Genomic DNA, 16,217 nt, shown 5'->3' on the forward strand with positions numbered 1-16,217 from the left:
CGACACGTGGGGCGCCATCCATGGTTGGAAGTCGTGGTGTGAACCCACGATCCATCCCGCTGCTGCCTGTGCTCGCCGCCGCCCTTCTGCTCGCCGTTCTCGCGGCGGGATGGCTTTTCCACCGTGGGAGCGCGGTGGCCTCGGATGAGGTACCCGGGGGTGGCATCCACTCGCCACGCCGCGCGACCGAGCAGTCTAACAAGACTGTGCGTCTAAAAGGCGCCGGGATCGGGCAGCACCTGGCAACTTTGTCCGCGGAAGAGGCCCTCCTCGAGCTTCAACCCCTGGCGGAACGGGATCGTGCCGCCGCGTTCGAACAGGCTTTGGCGCTGGCGCTTCACCCAGGTAGCGAAGAGTTGGCTCGCGGGGTCTTGCGCGGCCTGATCGGCGCCGATCTGCCAGCTACCATCGCATGGGCCGAGAGCCGCGGGCCGTCGCCGGAGATGGAGCTGTTCTGGGCGGCCGCCATCGATCTCACTGCCGGCCCGGATCCCGCGCGGGCATTCGAGCTGTCGCACCACGTCCACGGTGATCTCCGGCGGTCGCTCCTGGAAGAAATCTTCGCCGAATGGGCCGGCGAAGACCCGGAGTCGGCGAAGCGCGCCGCCGGGAGTCTGGCCTCGGATGAGGAGCGCCTCGCCGCGCTTCGAGTGGTACTGGCGTCGGAGCTGGATCGCGATCTCGAGGCGACGATTGCCTGGATTGAGTCGGTCGGGGATCTCGAACTCCAGGATGGGCTCTACTATCAAGCGGTGCGGCACTGGGCGGCGAGAGACCCCTCGGGCGCGGCGGACTTTGCCGACTCGCTGGTGGAAAGCGACTATAAGACCCATGTCGCCGGCCGCCTGCTCGAGTCATGGGTGAGAAGCGACGCGGATGCGGCGATGGCTTGGGCGTCCCAACTGCCTGACCAGGAATCGCGTGAAGAAGCGATCTCGCGCGGGATCCGGCTGGCATTCGAAGGATCGCCGGAGCAGGCCGCTGACGTGGCGCTGAGGCTGCCGGGCGAGGGCGACCGTGCGGCCGCGCTCGAGCTCGTCGTCAGCGCCTGGGTCGAGCAGGATCCCACTGCCTTGGAAAAGTGGGTGGACGACGTTCCGGATGCCAACGCCCGGGCACGGATACTGCAGATGATCCAAGACCACCTCACTCCCGCGAGGTGATGGCCATGGCATTAAGATGCCTGTCAGTCTGATGCCTGACAATCTCGCTGCCCAGCAAGCCAACCCGGAGCTGGTGATGGAACAGATGATCGCCGGCCGCCGACTGGCCCACCCGGTCTTCATGCAGCCAGGGACGAGGACGCGGCATGAGCCATCCATTTCAATCGCATCGCGCGATCTGCAAATGGCCCCGGGAGACAAACCCCCCAGGGCCATTCGACCTCTATTTCGTACCCAGGAAAACACTCAACAGCCGGGAGGTGCTGCTCCTTGGACATCGGAACCACGGGAACCGGGTCGCCCCCGGTGAAGTTACTGCCCGGAATCGGGTTGAAGGAGTCGAGCGTGGTGGAACTCTCCAGATGATAGAACTGGCCGATCACGATCCCGGATGCGCCACCGATGATCAGATTGCCCCCGGAAACCGAAACGCCGGTGATGGCGAGCGGGGCATCCGGCGGCTGGGGCAATCCGGTGAAACCGGACACCCCCGTGCTGCGGATGATGGCGATCTGGGTAGTGTCCAGGACCTCACGGAAGATCGCCACGTCATCCAGCACGCCTTCGAACAGGAAGTCGGTTCCCAAGCCGCCGCCCCCGGCGAGATGAAGATCATGCAGCAGGTTGCGGCCGACCGGCACACCGGTGCGAGTCGCTACCACGGTGCCGATGACATAGAGGGGGTTAATGGTTTTTTATGGCTTGGGTCTATCGATTTTGGATTAACTTTGGAGCTATTGGTATTTGATGTCTCTGGTGTTGGTTCTCATTTTTCTCGTAGGGAAAGCGGGGCGCAAGAAATGTCCGGGCAAGTGAACCGGACTGGGATAAGGAGGGCGGCGGGATTAATGGAGTTTCAAAGGATTCAGCAAGGAGCCAGCTCTGAACGCTGAGGATGCAAATGGCACCAGCCCTCGAAGCTGACAGGGAAAGTTCAATGATTTGCCGTGTTGGATCGCGATCAAGTGGGCGATACGGGCAGGATACCCGCCTCCCAGGTGCGGCGGGAGAATCCTCGGGGTAGCGGTGGTCGAGGGCACGAACCGCGCGACCGTGCCTTGGGTGCAGCAAGACTGCTTCGCGCTTTAACTCCTCCTGTTGGCGGTGTTCCTTCAGTCAGGCCGGCTGCCGGATGGAGAGCGCGTTATTCGCCGCTATCGAAGACCAGCACCTCGAAAGGCTGGAGTTCCACCTTGATGGGCTCGCGTGCTTCCAAGTTTAGCGCCCTGACACGTTGTTCTTTGTAAGCGGATTTCAACGCATAGCGGGTGGAGGCGTACTCCGGCAGTTCAAAGATCGCCTGCGCGTCGAGTGTGATTGTGCGCGGCTGGTCGTCAGGATTGCGCAGCGCGACGATCGCGCCACCGGGAGTCCAGGAAGCCCAGCCATAGGGCTCCAGCTTGTTAGGATCGCCGCCGATCATGTGGCTATCCACAAGTATCGCGGCCTGCTTGCGCGCCCACTTTGCAGTCTCGGCGAGGTCGTCCCACGCCGCAGCATCCATCAAGTCGGGCGAAAGATAGATTTCCTGCATGCAGGTGCCGGTGGCAAAGAAGGAACGACACTCGTTGCGCAGATTGTTGCCTGCTTCGGCCACGGTTTTTCCCTGATAGTGGTGACCCAATACTATGCCGTGCAGCATCAGGGAGTTGATCGGATACAAGGGGCCGCGCTTCGCATGCTGGTAAGCTGAAGAATCGCGATAGGTGAGCCACTGTTCGCGTTTGTCGCCCCTGCCGATCCAGCCGACATCGGCGCCACCGTGCCAGGTGCAATCGATATGATTCAGCCAGAAGGGTGAAGGCCAGGTGCCGACGGTGACGTTGAGAAACAGACTTGGGTCCGCGGTGTGGAGTTCTTCAGCAATCTTCAACAGGGACATGAAGTGCGGATTCACACCATCGCCTGCCTTGTCCCACTTGAAGTAACCGACCCTGTCGTTCTTCATCAGATCAAGGCACTTGTTGCGATACCAGCTGTAGTATCGCGGCTCTGAAAGGTCGAGGGCGTCGCCATCGACGATGCCTTGCTTGCGGGCATTCGCGATGCGCATTGCCGCTTCGCCATAACCACCGAGCGGCGAGATCCAGATGCCGAGGCGGGACTTCGCACCTTCCGCGGCGGTGCGGACCCTGTCGAGGCCGTTCGGCAGTGCGGACTTCTTCCAATCCCAGAACGTGTTGTTGGCATCGTCCCAACCATCGTCAATGACGAAGCCGTCGAGGGTGACACCCCGTTGATCGCCCAGCTCGCGCTTGTAGGCTTTGATCACGGCAAGCAGGTTCGTCTCGGAAACGTTGGTTCCGGTGTCGTACCAGCCGTTGAAATGCAGGTATTGTTTGGCGGGACGAGCGCGTTCCCGTTCGAGATAATATTGGAACCCCCGCCGCAATTGTCCTTCGGGAACGACCCCTGTCACGGTGGAAAACTTCACGGTGCCGGCACCGTCGAGGCGATAATCGCACGGGAAGCCGCTGGTGAAACCTTGTGAATCGGTCTCGCTGGAGAAAACCGGAATTTCCGCCGCGGAGAAGAGGTTGCCCGAAATCACCGGACTTCCCGGAACGTCGCCAAGTGTCATTGCCTCCGGCATTTGGCGATCGATCAACTGCACGCCGCTCAGAACGACAGGTCCTTTCGGCGAAATGAGCGTGATCTCCTCGCGGATGTAGTTTGATCCATCGCGCAAGATCGCACGCCAAAGTACGGCGAGCCCCGTAGTTTCGTCGCGCAGCTTGGCGACGATGGCTTTGCCCGGTTGTTGGGTAGCAGCACGGGGGTTCTTTGCTTCCGCAGGAAGCTTCACCAATTTCGGCCCTTCGAAAACTTTCAGGCGGGATGCAACCAGGTTGTAGTCCGGCACCGGTTGAAACGGTGAGCCGATCACTTGTTCGTTGCCGTCCGCAGTGACGGAGCACCCGCCGTCCTTGCGGATATTCACGACGATTGCCTTGCCGTCCGGCCAAACAAGCGCGAGCCCTGGCCCCCAGGATTGAGCTTCATCATTGGTGCGGTCTATTTGACACCGCACCTGGCGCGTGTCCTCGGGCAATGATCGTTCCAAGAAAGCGGCGCAGTTGGCTGGCGCCTGGAGGGTGAGCCACCCCTCTGTCACGGCGAGTGAAGCGCCGGTCCTTTGCGGGGCGATTTGCCTCCACCCGGCAAGGGATGCGCTGTCGAAATCTTCCGTGAAGAGCGGTCCCTTATCGCCGAGGACCGCAAGACGATCGAAGCGTGGAGCACCAATTACGCCCGCATCCACATAGTCCGTGGCACCGCCCTTTTTGTCCATCTTGCCGACTCGCAACAATGTGGGGCTTCCCTCCCACCGCTGACGTGGGAGACGTGCGATGGTGCGCCAGCCGTTTCCGTTCGTGGAAGTTTGCGCGAGGATGTGGGTTTCATCCCACGTCAGGCCCATCCACGTTTGCGGCTCCTCCCTCGCTGCGACGACATCCTTTGCCACCGCGAGGCGGAACAGTTCGCGATTTTTCTGTGGAAAGGTTTTGCCGTTGAGTTGGTCCGAGACCTCCGAAGGGCGTAGTTCACCATTGTGCAATGACCAGCTCGCCGAAATCACTTCATTTCGTAGCGTCCACAGTGTCTCCTTGTTTTCGGCAAGAGATAGACCGGGTGCCTTTCCTGGAAAGGGTTGGAGGGCGGTGACCGGCATCAGTAGCGCGCTAAAGATCGTGGTAATCAAAGTCGGCCGGATCGGCATGGGAAGTTTAGCTTGGAGAGAAAATAAAGGCGATGGCTCGCACCATCGCCTTGGGGAAGAAACGGGTGGCGGGAGGTTTTAAGCGCGGCGACGGGGCAGAAGCACCAGCAGACCGAGGCCACCGAGCAATGCGATCGAAGGCTCGGGAATTGCGTCGCCCGTGAAGCGAAGCTCAGCGACGCCAACGCGGTCACCGCCGGGGATGATGCCGTCGTAGAAGTTGTCGGTGATCGTCATGCGGATGTAGCTGCCGTTGGTAGGCGCGAACGTGGTTTCGTCGGCGACGTTCGCCGCTCCGTTGTGGGGCACATTGATATTGGCGAGGGTCGTGTGGTAGGTGGCACCGCCGTCGTTGGAAAATTCCAGGGTGAACGTCTGAGCTTGGTTGGCGTTGAAGCTGCCAAAGTTATAACCCCACTGCACAATGCCATCCACGGTATAGGCACCGCCCAGATCAATGGTGAAGGTTTGGGGCAAGCCCCCGTCTGCAAAGAAGTCGCCCCCGCCGGCTCCCGGATCGGTGGTGACCCAGATGTTGTTAAAGCCATTGTCGCCAGCACTGCCATGGGTGGCGGTGGTATAGTTGGCGAGCGTCGGCGCGGGATCGCTGAGGCCGCTGCCGTTGATCAAGGCGGTCGGATTGCCCAGTGCTTGTTGGCTTCCCTGATAAGTGATCGTGGTCGGGGTGATCAGGGTGGTTGCGGCGGAAACGCTCCCGAAGGGCGCGAGAAACAGGGCCAGGAGGAGCAGGGGTTGTTTTTTCATTTTGATTTTCATTTTCAACAATCGGGATAGGAAATCCCGCCATCTGGAATGAGAAATCTCCCCATCGTTCAGAACCTGACAAAATTCTTAATGGGTCGCCCGAACTGCATTCCGGTAGGGACAGTTGGTGAAGATCAAGGTATCGCGATTCCGTAGCAGGTGGCGTTCGATCACGGCCCTGCCCTCCTCCGTGAAGGAGACCGTCAGTGAGAGGCAACCGGCCGTTACGTCCCAGCTGCCTTTGCTGAATTTTTGGTAGGACCTGCCGTCAATATTGATTTCAGCGCTTCCATCCTCCCGGAAGATGCGTTGGAAGACCTTGCCGTCATGCAGGTATTCCCAAGTGCCGATGAAGTCGGCGGTTGTCGATGCGATGGCCAAACCGTCCTCCACCAACAGGACCCCTCGTGAATCGAGGGGATCCGGAAGATTGCTTTCCCCGCGCACCTTCATGCGCAACGTCCAGCGTCCCCGCTGGTAATTTTCCGGAGGGACTTCGAATTGATAGATATTCCCACTGGTTGCAGTCGTGAAGCCCGCAAAACCTGTATGCGGATCGCTGGTGATCTCCGTGTCATTCCAAAACAGTTCGGCACCTTCGAGTAAGACCCCGTGGAGCCCGTTCATCCATTTGGCGATCACGCGATAGGTGCCGGGTTTCCGGATCAGATGAGTGACATCGTATTCCCATGTGCGGGTTCGGTTGGCCGGCTCCTTCAGTTCCCAAGAGAATTCACGGGAAGGAATATCCCTGGTGAAGCGCGATTGATCGAAGGGCACCGTCACGACATTTCCGCCCGTTGTTTCCACGGCATGATTTTCGATGAGTTTGACGACCCGCTTCTGTCCTTTCGGGTGGTATTCGATTTCACCACGGAATACCCCCATGTGAGCGGTGCCTGGTTGGAGCGGGACATCGAGCGCGAACTCGGTGCCGAGATCCACGATTTCGCCGTTGGCGTACGCGACGCGGAAGCCTTCCGCGCCTTTCGGAACTTCGGCAACCAACTTGCCGTGGTCGAGCCGCATGGCGTTATCGCCGTTCACCCGGAAGGTCGCCGGGCCTTCGATGATCGCACGAGTGCCGGTGGCGAAAGTAAGTTCCAGCAGTCCGGATTCGATGGAGGCGGTGTCCGCGTCTTGATGGAACTCCACCGGATGGCTGGCACCGGTCTGCGGCCATGTCACGCCGAGCATGCCGGTGATTCGCGCTTGCGCGATACCGGCACCCTTGGATTTGGGGACAGGGCGCGTGGCGACTTGGTGCCAGGCCCAACCGCCCATTCCCGTGCCCAGGATGAACATCGCCGCCATTTGCAACCAGCGTCGCCAAGGCTTGCGTCGGACAGGTGTTGCAATCACGGCTCTGGCGGCAGGCGGAAGTGCGGCCTCCAGCTCGGCCATTTCCAGGAAATATTCCTTTGCGTCGGCGTTTTCGAGCAAGCGTTGCTCCAAGCGACTGGCATCCTCGGGCGAGAGGTTCCCATCATACCAGCCATCGACGAGCCGGCGCAGTTCCTTGTCAGGCGTATTCATGGTCATTCGATGCCCTCGTCATGGAGAGTGAGGACTGTGTTTTTCTGAACGCAGTGCCGTAGCGCGAGGCGGATCCGGGAGATCGCTTTATGCAGAGCATGTGCACTGGTGCCGGTGGCTTCGGCGTGAGCGACCAGCGATCGCCCTTCCACATACTTGAGGTGGATGAGCTCCTGCTCCCGCGGGGAAAGTTGTTTGAGGCACGTCTTCAACGCGGCGGTGGGAGGTTCGCGGGTCGTGAAGCGTTGCTCCGCCAGCTCGGCCATTTCGTGGAAGAGGCCATCACCGAAAACCAGTCGATTTTCTCGTCTGCGGTCACGACGCCAGGTTGTCGCCTTGAAATACGCGACGCGGAATGCCCAAGCGATGAAGTTGCTGCCCGGCTCGAAAGTCTCCCGTTTGCGCAGGAGCACGAGGTTGGTCTCCTGGACCAGGTCTTCGACATCCGACCAGCCGCCAAGGATCGACAAAATATAGCCCCGGAGCCGCGGCTGGGCTTTTGCCAGCAAAGCATCAAATTCCTCTACCTGAACCACTGGTTCGGCATCGGAAGAGGGCAACGGAGTGATCATCGGGCAAGAAATAGAGCCATGGGAGGCAATCTCCCCACGCGCTGATCCTGACCGGGAATTTTTTTTCGGCAATCTCACCACGGCAGGAGATCGGGGTCCTTGGTGGGGAAGCATCCCTTGGGCTTGGAAATGGCAAAGGAGAAGTGGGAGCCCGGTGCTGATGGACCGGATTCGCCCCTACATTGTCCTGGAGGGCAGTGAGCCCTTCGCCAGGGCTTCCGAGCCGGCACGTCGCGGGGGGGCTCAGCGACGCCCCCGCGACGATCGCCCCCGGTGGCAGCGCTTACATCGTGGTCGGCTTCAATCCCGAAGCTCAACCCGCAGCTTCATGGTGAGCGGAATACTTTGCAAGCGGGCCGGAGGCCGGCACTCCCGGAGCTACCGCGCTTCCGCAAATGCAACGGTCGATTTTGAGCGAAGATGGTGGTACGAGATAGAACAGGCTGTCGCAGTCCCATGCCGGTTCCAGCGGCGTCGAAATTTTTTTCCGATTTCCCGTCCGCTTTATCCTAACGGTTCCGAATCCTTGATGAAACTAATGAACGATAAGGATCTCATCCGCGACTTCGCCGCCACCCGCTCCGAGCAGGCGTTCCGGCGGTTGGTGGATCGCCATTGCGATTTCGTCTATAGCGTGGCCGGCCGCGTGACCCGCGATGCCGAGCTCGCCCGGGATGTGTCGCAGCAGGTCTTTAGCAAGCTCGCAGCGAAGCCAAACTCCGTTCCTGCGGGGGTGCCGCTGGTGGCATGGCTTCACCGGACCTGTCGCTCGCTTGCGATCGATGTGGTCCGCAGCGAGGAGGCCTGCCGCAAGCGCGAGGCCGCCCTTTTCCACCCTTCCGCGATGAACTCCGAAACCACTCCTGACTGGTCCCGCCTGGAGCCGGTGATCGACTCGCTCATAGACCAACTGCCCGAGCTCGACCGTCGCGCGGTCGTGCTGCGCTTCTATGAGAAGCGCTCCCACGGAGCGATCGGCGCGGCACTCGGCTTGAGCGAAGAGGCCGCCCGCAAGCGCCTCGAGCGGGCGCTTGAGCGACTCCGCGGCCTGCTCGCGAAACGTGGGATCGCCACCACCTATGCGGCCCTCGCCACGATTCTGCCGGCCCATGCGATTTCCCCCGCCCCAACCGGGCTCGCGGCCTCCCTTTCCTCGACGGCACTTTCTACCGCCACCGTCACCACCATTTCAGCCACCACAATCATCGCCATCATCATGAAAAACAAAGCCATTCTCGCCGGAGCGTCGCTGCTCCTCTTCGCCGGGGCAGCCCTCGTTGCCGTGCCGCAAGTTTCCCAGAACAAGCCCGGCGCGGCTCCCGGCGCTGCGTCTTCACCAGAGGACTTCAAGCGGAGCGAAAGCGACCTGCCCGCCGCCTCCGCGGCGATGTACCGGAGGACTGAAGCCAACGAACGCCTGAATGAAAAATACGGAGACTCTCGTACCAAACTGTCCAAGCATCTCGTCGGCGAATTCACCGTCGTGATGGAGGAGGTAACGTCGGCCATGGAGATCATGGCCCGCATGGGGATGGGGAATCGAATGGGAGAAGACCCCGCGGAATTGCTGGGTGATGCCGGCGAGGGGCTCACCCTCACCGAGGAGCAGAAGAAGAAGATTGCGGAGCTTGACGCCGAGCGCATGAAACACAGGAGGGAGTCCATACGTGCCAGGATCGCGGCGATTAAAAAGCAGCCCGCCGAGCTGATAGAAAAGTTCCTTGCCCGGGACGCCGTGAAGCGCGGTGCGATGACCCGTGGCGAATATGATCAACTGACCGAGAGCTTCAAATTGGGCGACCTGGAAGCTTTCGACATCAACGGCAACGCGCTCGATGATCAGCTCTTCGTTAATGGCATGCTGGCGATTCTCGACGAAGAGCAGGCCCGACTCTTCCAAGAAGGCCTGGCCACCCGCAGCCCGGAGGAAGCAAAGGAAGCCGAAGAGAAATTCGTCACGCTCGAGGAATTCGAGGAGAAGGTGAGATCGAGGCGCAAGATGAGCCAAGGCATGCTCCAATTGATTGAAGGGGTTACGGAAGAGGTGACGGAAGAGGAGTAAGATTTAGGAAGATGTCGCCGAAGTGAGGGCGGCGCGACAGAACGTGTTGGGGGCAGCCACCCTAGACAAAGGCTACGACAGCAACGCGATTCGGGAGAGCCTCGCTGAGGATGGCATCGAGCCGAGAACGGGGTGGGCACCGTGGCGGCTTCCGGCACGATTGCGGTCAGCCCGGCGGTGGATACCACCTACACCCTGACGGCCACCTCGCCCGGCGGATCGGTGACGAGCACTTTCGCCACGGAGATCATCAACCCGGCCGTCACCACCATCGACTACGAGAACTTCGATATCGCCGGTGACGAGCAGGCGACGCTCGGCGATGCCGGTGTTGTCAATGACTTCGCCAACATCAGCCTTCCCGGCGACGTCGAACGGCTGCGCCTGACTCCCAACACCGATTCGAAGCAAGGCTTCGCCTGGTTCCGCAAGCGGGTGGACCTTTCGACAGGTTTCCAGAGCCACTTCGACCTGCAGTTCATCAACTTCGGCAACACCGAGGGAGCTGACGGCATCGCTTTCATCATCCAGAATACCCCGGAGGGCACCGGGGCGACCTTCAATGAAGCGGAGAACGGTCTGGCCTCGAACGCGCTCAACATCTCCTTCGTCTCCTATGACAACGATGGGGGCGGGCCGCTTGAACCGAGTTCCACGTTCATCCGGGTGCGGGATGGAGCCACCGTGCTGGCCACCTCGGATCTCTTCCCGCTGCGGGGCATCGCCGATTTCACCCAGAACGCCGGAAGCTCGGCTCCCTGGCGACACGGTTCGGAATTGGGAGAATCCCATCTAACCGGATACGGCCGCCCGCTGCGCTATGCGAGCCCCGTCAGCGTGCCCGTGGCATCCTGGAACTTGTCCGTCTCCACGCCCATCTTCTGGGTGACGGTCAGCAGCACGTTGGAAAGAGGCGGATGTTTTTCAGGATCGTGGGCGAGGTGCTGGCCGTGCTTCAGGCCCCACGCGCTGCCGCCGGCGACGATCAGCGGCAGGTTCTTCGGCGAATGGTCGCCGCGCTCGCCGCTGTTCATGCCGGAGCCGTAGACAATCATGGTGTGGTCGAGCATCGGACGGCCGCCCTCCTCGGTCTCCTTGAGGAAGCTCAGGAAACGGGCGAGCCGTTCGAGGTAGCCGCGGTCCACCTCGGCGAGCTTCTTGAGCATGCCCTCGTCGCCGCCGTGGTGCGACAGCTCGTGGTGGTTCTGGCCGCCGGGACCGTAGCCGCCGGCCTCGCGCGCCCACTCGAAGGTGATGACGCGGGTGGTGTCGGTGAGGAAGGCGAGGTAGCTGATTTCCAGCATCACATCGAGCCACATCGGGCGGTCGTGGGCGTTGCCGGGCTGGCTTTCGAGCTGTAGGCCGGCGGGGTTGACGGCCGGCTTCGGGACATCGATCCAATCGACCTGGCGCTGCACCCGTAGCTCGGTCTCGCGGACGGCGGCAAGGTACTCGCCGAGCTTCGCCTGGTCGGACTTGCCAAGCTTCTTCTCGAGCGACTTCGCTTCGCCTAACACGTCGTCGAGCACGCTGCGTTTCTCGGCGTAGCGCCGCAGCGTGGCCTCGCGCGACGACGCGTCATCGGGGACGAAAAGCCTCTCGAACAAGCGCTGCGGGTTGTTCTCCGCGGGCAGCGGCGTGCCGTTGCGGTCGAAGGCGAGCGTGTGGCTGTGCAGCGCGCCGCCGGTGCCGGACATGTCGCCGATCTCGATCGACGGTAAGCGCGTCTTCGCCCCGATCTGCTCGGCGATGACCTGGTCGATGGAGATCGTGTTGGTGTAATCCTTCCCCGGCACCGCGCGCAGGTCGGCCCCGGTCAGCCAGGTGTCCGCGCCGGAATGGCCGCCGGTGGCCTGCGGGTGGCCGAGGCCGCTGATGACGGAAAAGTTCTCCCGGTGGTCGCGCAGCGCGCCGAGGGTCGGCGAGAGCTCGTAGCCCGCGCCTTTGCCGGCGGGGATCCAGTCCAGGATGTTCACGCCGTTCGGCACGTAGCAGAAGATCGCCCGCGGCGTCGGCGTGGTGCCGGACTTCGCCAGCGGCCGGAACGTCGAGGGTGCCGCGTGAAGCCGCGGCAACATCGCTTCGAGAAAAGGCAGCGCCAGCGTGGCACCGACGCCGCGTAGCACGGCGCGGCGGGAAAGAGGCGTGCGGAAGATCGGGTTCATGAAACTTATTTGGTGGTGAAGAGGTCGGACTGGACGATGTCTAACAAGAGCGCCCGCAGCCGGTGGCCGTCGCGCTTCATCGCGGTGACGGAGGATTTCACCGTGGGGCGATCCGAGAAGCCGAGTTCGCGGCCGAGGGCGTAGGTGTAAAGCTGGCTGGCGAGCGAGTTCAGGAAAAGGTCGTCCTTCTTCAAGAGCTGCTCCTGAAGTCCGGCGACGCCGACAAACTCCGCGCCGTCCGGCATCTTCGCGCTGGCATCGATCAACGGGTCGTTCGGCTCGATGCGGCCCTCGTAGCCGTGGCCCTCGCGGTCGCGCCACTGGCCGGCGGCGTCGAAGTTCTCCAGCGCCAGGCCGAGCGGGTCGATCTTATCGTGGCAGCGCGCGCAGGACGCGGCCTCGCGGTGGATCGCCAGTCGCTGGCGCACGGTGGCCTTGTCGATGCCGGGCACCTTCGACGCGATCTCGCCGACGTTGGCGACCGGCAGGCCGGGATCGCTGCCGAGCAAGGTCTTCAGCACCCAGGTGCCGCGGACCACCGGCGAGGTGCGGGTGCCGTTGGAGGTGATGCTTTGGATCGATGCCTGCGTCACCAGCCCGCCGCGATTTACGCCGGCCGGCACCGGCACGCGGCGCATCGCGTCGCCCTTCACGCCGGGGATGCCGTAGAAGCGGGCGAGGCGTTCGTTGATGGTGACGAAGTTGCTCTTGATGAGGTTCCGCGCGTCGAGGTCGTGGCGCAGGACTTCGGCGAAAAAGGCCTCGGTTTCGCGGACGATGGACAGTTCAAGATGGCGGTCGTATTCCGGGTAGAGGTTCTTGGCCGGCGGGTTGGTGCCGACCTTCCGCAGGCCCAGCCACTGGCCGGCGAAGTTCTTCACGAAGGCCTCGCTCTTCGGATCGGCGATCATGCGGGTGGCCTGGGCGCGCAGCACCGGCGACTCTAACAATCTGCCGTCGGCGGCGAGGCGGAACAGCTCGTCGTCGGGCATCGACGACCACAGGAAATACGACAGCCGCGAGGCGAGTTCGAAGGCATCGAGCGCGCGCGGCGCGTCGGCCGGGGCCTCCGGCTCGACCAGGTAGAGGAAATGCGGCGACGCGAGGACGGCCGCGAGGGGGACCTTGATCGCCTCGACGAACGACGGCTTTTCCGGCCGCAGTTTCTCGAACAGCGCGAGCTTCGCCTCCACCTCGCCGGGCCGCAGCGGGCGGCGGTAGGCGCGGGTCATGAAGCGGGTGAGCACGGCGCGCGCGCTGGCAAGCTCGTCCTTTTTCTCAAGCGCGGCATCGGCCAACACGCGGCGGTGGCTGGGCGGCGGCCAGCTCGCGTGGATCGGACCTTCCAACTCCAGCCAATCGACCAGCAGCGTGGGCCGGGCGAACTCGTCCTTTCCGATGAACTGCCAGTTTTCCAGCGAACGGGTCACCTCGTAGGCCTGCTCCAGGACGATGGAGGCATTCTCGGTACTGAAATGCACCCGCACTTCATAGACGGCTGGCGCGGACTCCGGGGCTGGCACGTCCATCTCGGCGATGGTGCGCGGCGTGCCGCCGAGGGCCTGGGTGATCTTCACCCGCGGTGGGCCGTAGTCGTAGGTGCGCGCGGTCTCGAAGTGCCGCATCTGCTCGTTCATGCTACGCTGGTAATCCGCCGAGCGGCCCGGATTGCGGGCGTCCTCCTCCTGGCGCTGGCGGTCGAGGAAAGGGCGGGCCGACTTGACCACCTCGGCGCGTCCCGGGATGCGGCCGGCCGCGCGGAAGCGCAGGATGTATTCGCCCGCCGTGGGCACCGTGAAGTCGCGGAAGTTGATGCCCTTGTTCCACGCCTCGTGATGCACCACGGTGAAGCCGTTCTCCACCGGATTCTCGCCGCGGTTGAGGATGATGTTCTGGCCGTCCCGCTTCACCCGCGTGCGGTCGCCGCCTTCGGTATCGTCTTCCGGCTCGAAGCGCCATTTGATTGCTGCAGGTTGCTCGCCCTCGACTAATGCGCGGTCGAGGATCTGCCGGGCGGCGGCGTAGTAGAGCTCCACCTGCATCGGCGACATGGTCAGCGCCTGGCCGATGTTGTCGAAGCCGCCGGCCGGCGGGTCTTCGGGGAACTTGTCGGCCGGGTGGAAATCGACGCCGACCAGGTCACGGATCGTGTTGTCGTACTCGGCGCGGTTCATCCGGCGCAGCACCACGCGGGTCGAGCGCTTGGCGATCTCCGCGCGCCCGAGTTCCGCGGCGAGCAGGTCGGCGAACTTGCCCGCGGCTTCATCGGTCGGCTGCGGCTCGTCCTCCGGCGGCATGTCGCGGGCGTTCATCGCGTTGACCACCTCGGTCCACTTTTCCGCGACCAGCGGATCGGTGAAATCCCGTCCGAGCGTGTCCAGCCGCAGCTTGCCCTTCTGCTTGTCGGGCCCGTGGCAGCTCAGGCAGTGCTGCTCCAGAAAGGGCCGCGCGGTTTCGGCAAAGGCATCCATTGATTCCGCGGAGACATGAGACGCCAATGCGAACAGGCCGGAGAGAAAAGCGGAACTGCGGGTGAACAACATCGCAGGCATTCGTCCCCCACGATTCGGTTGGCGGCAAGGACCGGCTGATCCGACTTTCGTCTAGTCGCCGTCCGCTCAGTCCAGCCGGATCACGCCGCGCTCGATCGCCACGGTCACCGCGCGGGTCCGGTCGGGCACCTCGAGCTTTTCCATCACGCTGCTCATGTGCGCCTTCACCGTCGCCTCGGAGATCCCGAGCTCGTCGGCGACCTGCTTGTTGGAAAAGCCCTTCATCACCAGTTTTAGCACGCCGACCTCGCGGCTGCTGAGCGGATTCCGCTTCCGCCGCTGCGCGATCCGCGCGGCGATGCCCGGCGGGAAATAGCGCCCGCCGCGATGCACCCGCCGCGGACGCGCTGCCCTGCCGCGTCCAGCTCGACCACCGCCCGGCCGCCGGCGTGGGACACCCGCAGCACCCGGCCGGTGAGCGCGGTCCATTGGCCGTTGAAGGCGAGATCGGCGACCTTGCCGGGCGGAATGACGAGAGGCTCCGGCAAGAGCCCGCAGCCGATCACCTTCATCTCCGGCGCGGCGTTCTCCGGCCCGTCGATGATCGTCACGCTGCGCCCCGGCGCCGTCACCCCGCGCACCGCCACGGCGTCGCCCTGTTTCAGCCCCGGCGGCGTCGAGTCCACATAGACCCCGCCCGTGTCGTCCGCGATGAATGCGAGGCCTGCGTCATCGGTGAAGGTTACCACCGCGCGCAGTTCGACCGGCAGTCCGGGCAGTGCTTCCTCCGCCGAAAGCTCGCGGATCTGGCGGATCGACGTCAGCGGAAGCTCCGCCCCACTCGCGACGAACGAGCAGCCGAGAACGACGGCACCCGCCAGGGATTGGAAGGCCGAGCACCCAGACGAGTGCGCCGTCGTTGGCGAAGCCGGCCCCGGGCGGCTCGGGCTCGCAGTTGAACTGCCGCGCGTGCAGCCTGGTCCCGGGCGGCAGCGTGAAATGGCTGGTGCAGACGTCTTCGAAGAACCAGTGGCGGTTCTTGCCTGTGGTGACGATGCCTTGCTTCGCGGGTCCCGTGCTGTGGCGCAGGGTGACCGGGCGTTCGTTGGCATGCTCGAGTTTCCCGCCGCCGAAGAAATTGAAGCGTTCGAAGGCGACCGGGTGCCGCGTCCCTTCGAAGCGGAACAAGGTCTTCCCTTCCGCCCCGGTGAACGAGGAACTGAAACCGATCACGCGCCGGACGTTCCCGCGGACCACGACCGTGCCGTTGAGGCGGTAGGACGCCTGCGGAAAATAGATGACGGCCTTGCCCGAATCGATCGCCTTCTGGACAGCGGCGGTGTCGTCCGTGCTGCCGTCGCCCACAGCGCCGAAGGCCTTCACGCTGGCCCAATCGTCCGCTTCGCCCAGGAAGACGGGTAGCGCTTCCAGATCGGCCCCTGGTCGCAGAGTTCGGCCCCGTATTTCCGCGCGATGGACGGCAGGAAATTGTGGTTCATGAATGCGTCCCACTTCCCGCTCTGAATCGGCACCTTTTCAGGATCCGTTTCCTCGGTGAGATCCTCCGCTTTCACGACGTGATCGGTCTGGATCAGGATCTCGGCGCAGGTCCGCTCGCGCGTCCGGCGGATGATGTCCTCGTACTTGTCATGAGCCCCATAGACGTGAAAGACGAGGAGGTCCGGCTGGAACGGATACAGGTCCGACTCGGCTGTCCGCGCCAGCAATTGCGACGCGAAGC

13 protein-coding genes are annotated in these 16,217 nt (G+C 63.0%); 2 read left to right on the forward strand and 11 right to left on the reverse strand.

Annotation, left to right across the window (positions count from 1 at the left end; translation table 11 throughout):
- Positions 1-38: 38 nt before the first annotated feature.
- Positions 39-1,163, forward strand: coding sequence for a hypothetical protein (locus OKA05_RS20830; protein ID WP_264489125.1), 1,125 nt, complete (start codon positions 39-41; stop codon positions 1,161-1,163).
- 119 nt (positions 1,164-1,282) lie between these two features.
- On the opposite strand, the gene OKA05_RS20835 is transcribed toward OKA05_RS20830, so the two are convergent.
- From OKA05_RS20835 to OKA05_RS20855, 5 genes are all read right to left on the reverse strand, one after another.
- Positions 1,283-1,825 (reverse strand): hypothetical protein, encoded by a 543-nt coding sequence (locus OKA05_RS20835; protein ID WP_264489126.1) that lies wholly within the window; start codon positions 1,823-1,825, stop codon positions 1,283-1,285.
- A gap of 482 nt (positions 1,826-2,307) precedes the next feature.
- Complete coding sequence (locus tag OKA05_RS20840; RefSeq protein ID WP_264489127.1) at positions 2,308-4,884, reverse strand: alpha-galactosidase; 2,577 nt, start codon at positions 4,882-4,884, stop codon at positions 2,308-2,310.
- Between the two features lie 78 nt (positions 4,885-4,962).
- Positions 4,963-5,649 carry a discoidin domain-containing protein gene (locus tag OKA05_RS20845; RefSeq protein ID WP_264489128.1) on the reverse strand — a complete coding sequence of 229 codons (687 nt, stop codon included), beginning with the start codon at positions 5,647-5,649 and terminating at the stop codon, positions 4,963-4,965.
- Positions 5,650-5,736: 87 nt separating this feature from the next.
- Positions 5,737-7,185, reverse strand: a complete 1,449-nt coding sequence (locus tag OKA05_RS20850; RefSeq protein WP_264489129.1) for a FecR domain-containing protein — start codon at positions 7,183-7,185, stop codon at positions 5,737-5,739.
- Positions 7,186-7,187: 2 nt separating this feature from the next.
- Complete coding sequence (locus tag OKA05_RS20855; RefSeq protein WP_264489130.1) at positions 7,188-7,757, reverse strand: sigma-70 family RNA polymerase sigma factor; 570 nt, start codon at positions 7,755-7,757, stop codon at positions 7,188-7,190.
- A 328-nt stretch (positions 7,758-8,085) separates the two neighbouring features.
- On the opposite strand from OKA05_RS20855, the gene OKA05_RS20860 reads away from it, so the two are divergent.
- Positions 8,086-9,819, forward strand: coding sequence for an RNA polymerase sigma factor (locus OKA05_RS20860; RefSeq protein WP_264489131.1), 1,734 nt, complete (start codon positions 8,086-8,088; stop codon positions 9,817-9,819).
- Positions 9,820-10,637: 818 nt separating this feature from the next.
- Here the strand turns inward: OKA05_RS20860 and OKA05_RS20870 are convergent.
- From OKA05_RS20870 to OKA05_RS20895, 6 genes are all read right to left on the reverse strand, one after another.
- The gene (locus tag OKA05_RS20870; protein ID WP_264489132.1) at positions 10,638-11,984 is read right to left on the reverse strand and encodes a DUF1552 domain-containing protein; all 1,347 of its coding nucleotides are present in this window, start codon (positions 11,982-11,984) and stop codon (positions 10,638-10,640) included.
- Positions 11,985-11,989: 5 nt separating this feature from the next.
- Positions 11,990-14,527 (reverse strand): DUF1592 domain-containing protein, encoded by a 2,538-nt coding sequence (locus OKA05_RS20875; RefSeq protein WP_264489133.1) that lies wholly within the window; start codon positions 14,525-14,527, stop codon positions 11,990-11,992.
- Between the two features lie 75 nt (positions 14,528-14,602).
- Positions 14,603-14,761: a response regulator transcription factor gene (locus OKA05_RS20880; protein ID WP_264489134.1), complete on the reverse strand. Its 159-nt coding sequence runs from the start codon at positions 14,759-14,761 to the stop codon at positions 14,603-14,605.
- An 8-nt stretch (positions 14,762-14,769) separates the two neighbouring features.
- A complete protein-coding gene (locus OKA05_RS20885) occupies positions 14,770-15,225 on the reverse strand; it encodes a hypothetical protein (RefSeq protein WP_264489135.1) in 456 nt (151 codons plus the stop codon).
- Complete coding sequence (locus OKA05_RS29305; protein WP_319800661.1) at positions 15,206-15,859, reverse strand: glycosyl hydrolase family 28-related protein; 654 nt, start codon at positions 15,857-15,859, stop codon at positions 15,206-15,208. Before OKA05_RS29305 ends, OKA05_RS20885 begins: the two co-directional genes overlap by 20 nt.
- Positions 15,856-16,203 carry a hypothetical protein gene (locus OKA05_RS20895; protein WP_264489136.1) on the reverse strand — a complete coding sequence of 116 codons (348 nt, stop codon included), beginning with the start codon at positions 16,201-16,203 and terminating at the stop codon, positions 15,856-15,858. Before OKA05_RS20895 ends, OKA05_RS29305 begins: the two co-directional genes overlap by 4 nt.
- Positions 16,204-16,217 lie beyond the last annotated feature (14 nt).

Origin of the sequence: Luteolibacter arcticus (assembly GCF_025950235.1) — a bacterium.
Lineage (GTDB): Bacteria > Verrucomicrobiota > Verrucomicrobiia > Verrucomicrobiales > Akkermansiaceae > Haloferula > Haloferula arctica.

Excerpts from the sequence above, each read along its gene's own strand:
- OKA05_RS20840 (WP_264489127.1), bottom strand. The coding sequence starts at position 4,884 with ATGCCGATCCGGCCGACTTTGATTACCACGATCTTTAGCGCGCTACTG.
- OKA05_RS20845 (WP_264489128.1), bottom strand. The coding sequence starts at position 5,649 with ATGAAAAAACAACCCCTGCTCCTCCTGGCCCTGTTTCTCGCGCCCTTC.
- OKA05_RS20850 (WP_264489129.1), bottom strand. The coding sequence starts at position 7,185 with ATGAATACGCCTGACAAGGAACTGCGCCGGCTCGTCGATGGCTGGTAT.
- OKA05_RS20855 (WP_264489130.1), bottom strand. The coding sequence starts at position 7,757 with ATGATCACTCCGTTGCCCTCTTCCGATGCCGAACCAGTGGTTCAGGTA.
- OKA05_RS20860 (WP_264489131.1), top strand. The coding sequence starts at position 8,086 with ATGGTGAGCGGAATACTTTGCAAGCGGGCCGGAGGCCGGCACTCCCGG.
- OKA05_RS20870 (WP_264489132.1), bottom strand. The coding sequence starts at position 11,984 with ATGAACCCGATCTTCCGCACGCCTCTTTCCCGCCGCGCCGTGCTACGC.
- OKA05_RS20875 (WP_264489133.1), bottom strand. The coding sequence starts at position 14,527 with ATGTTGTTCACCCGCAGTTCCGCTTTTCTCTCCGGCCTGTTCGCATTG.
- OKA05_RS20880 (WP_264489134.1), bottom strand. The coding sequence starts at position 14,761 with ATGAAGGGCTTTTCCAACAAGCAGGTCGCCGACGAGCTCGGGATCTCC.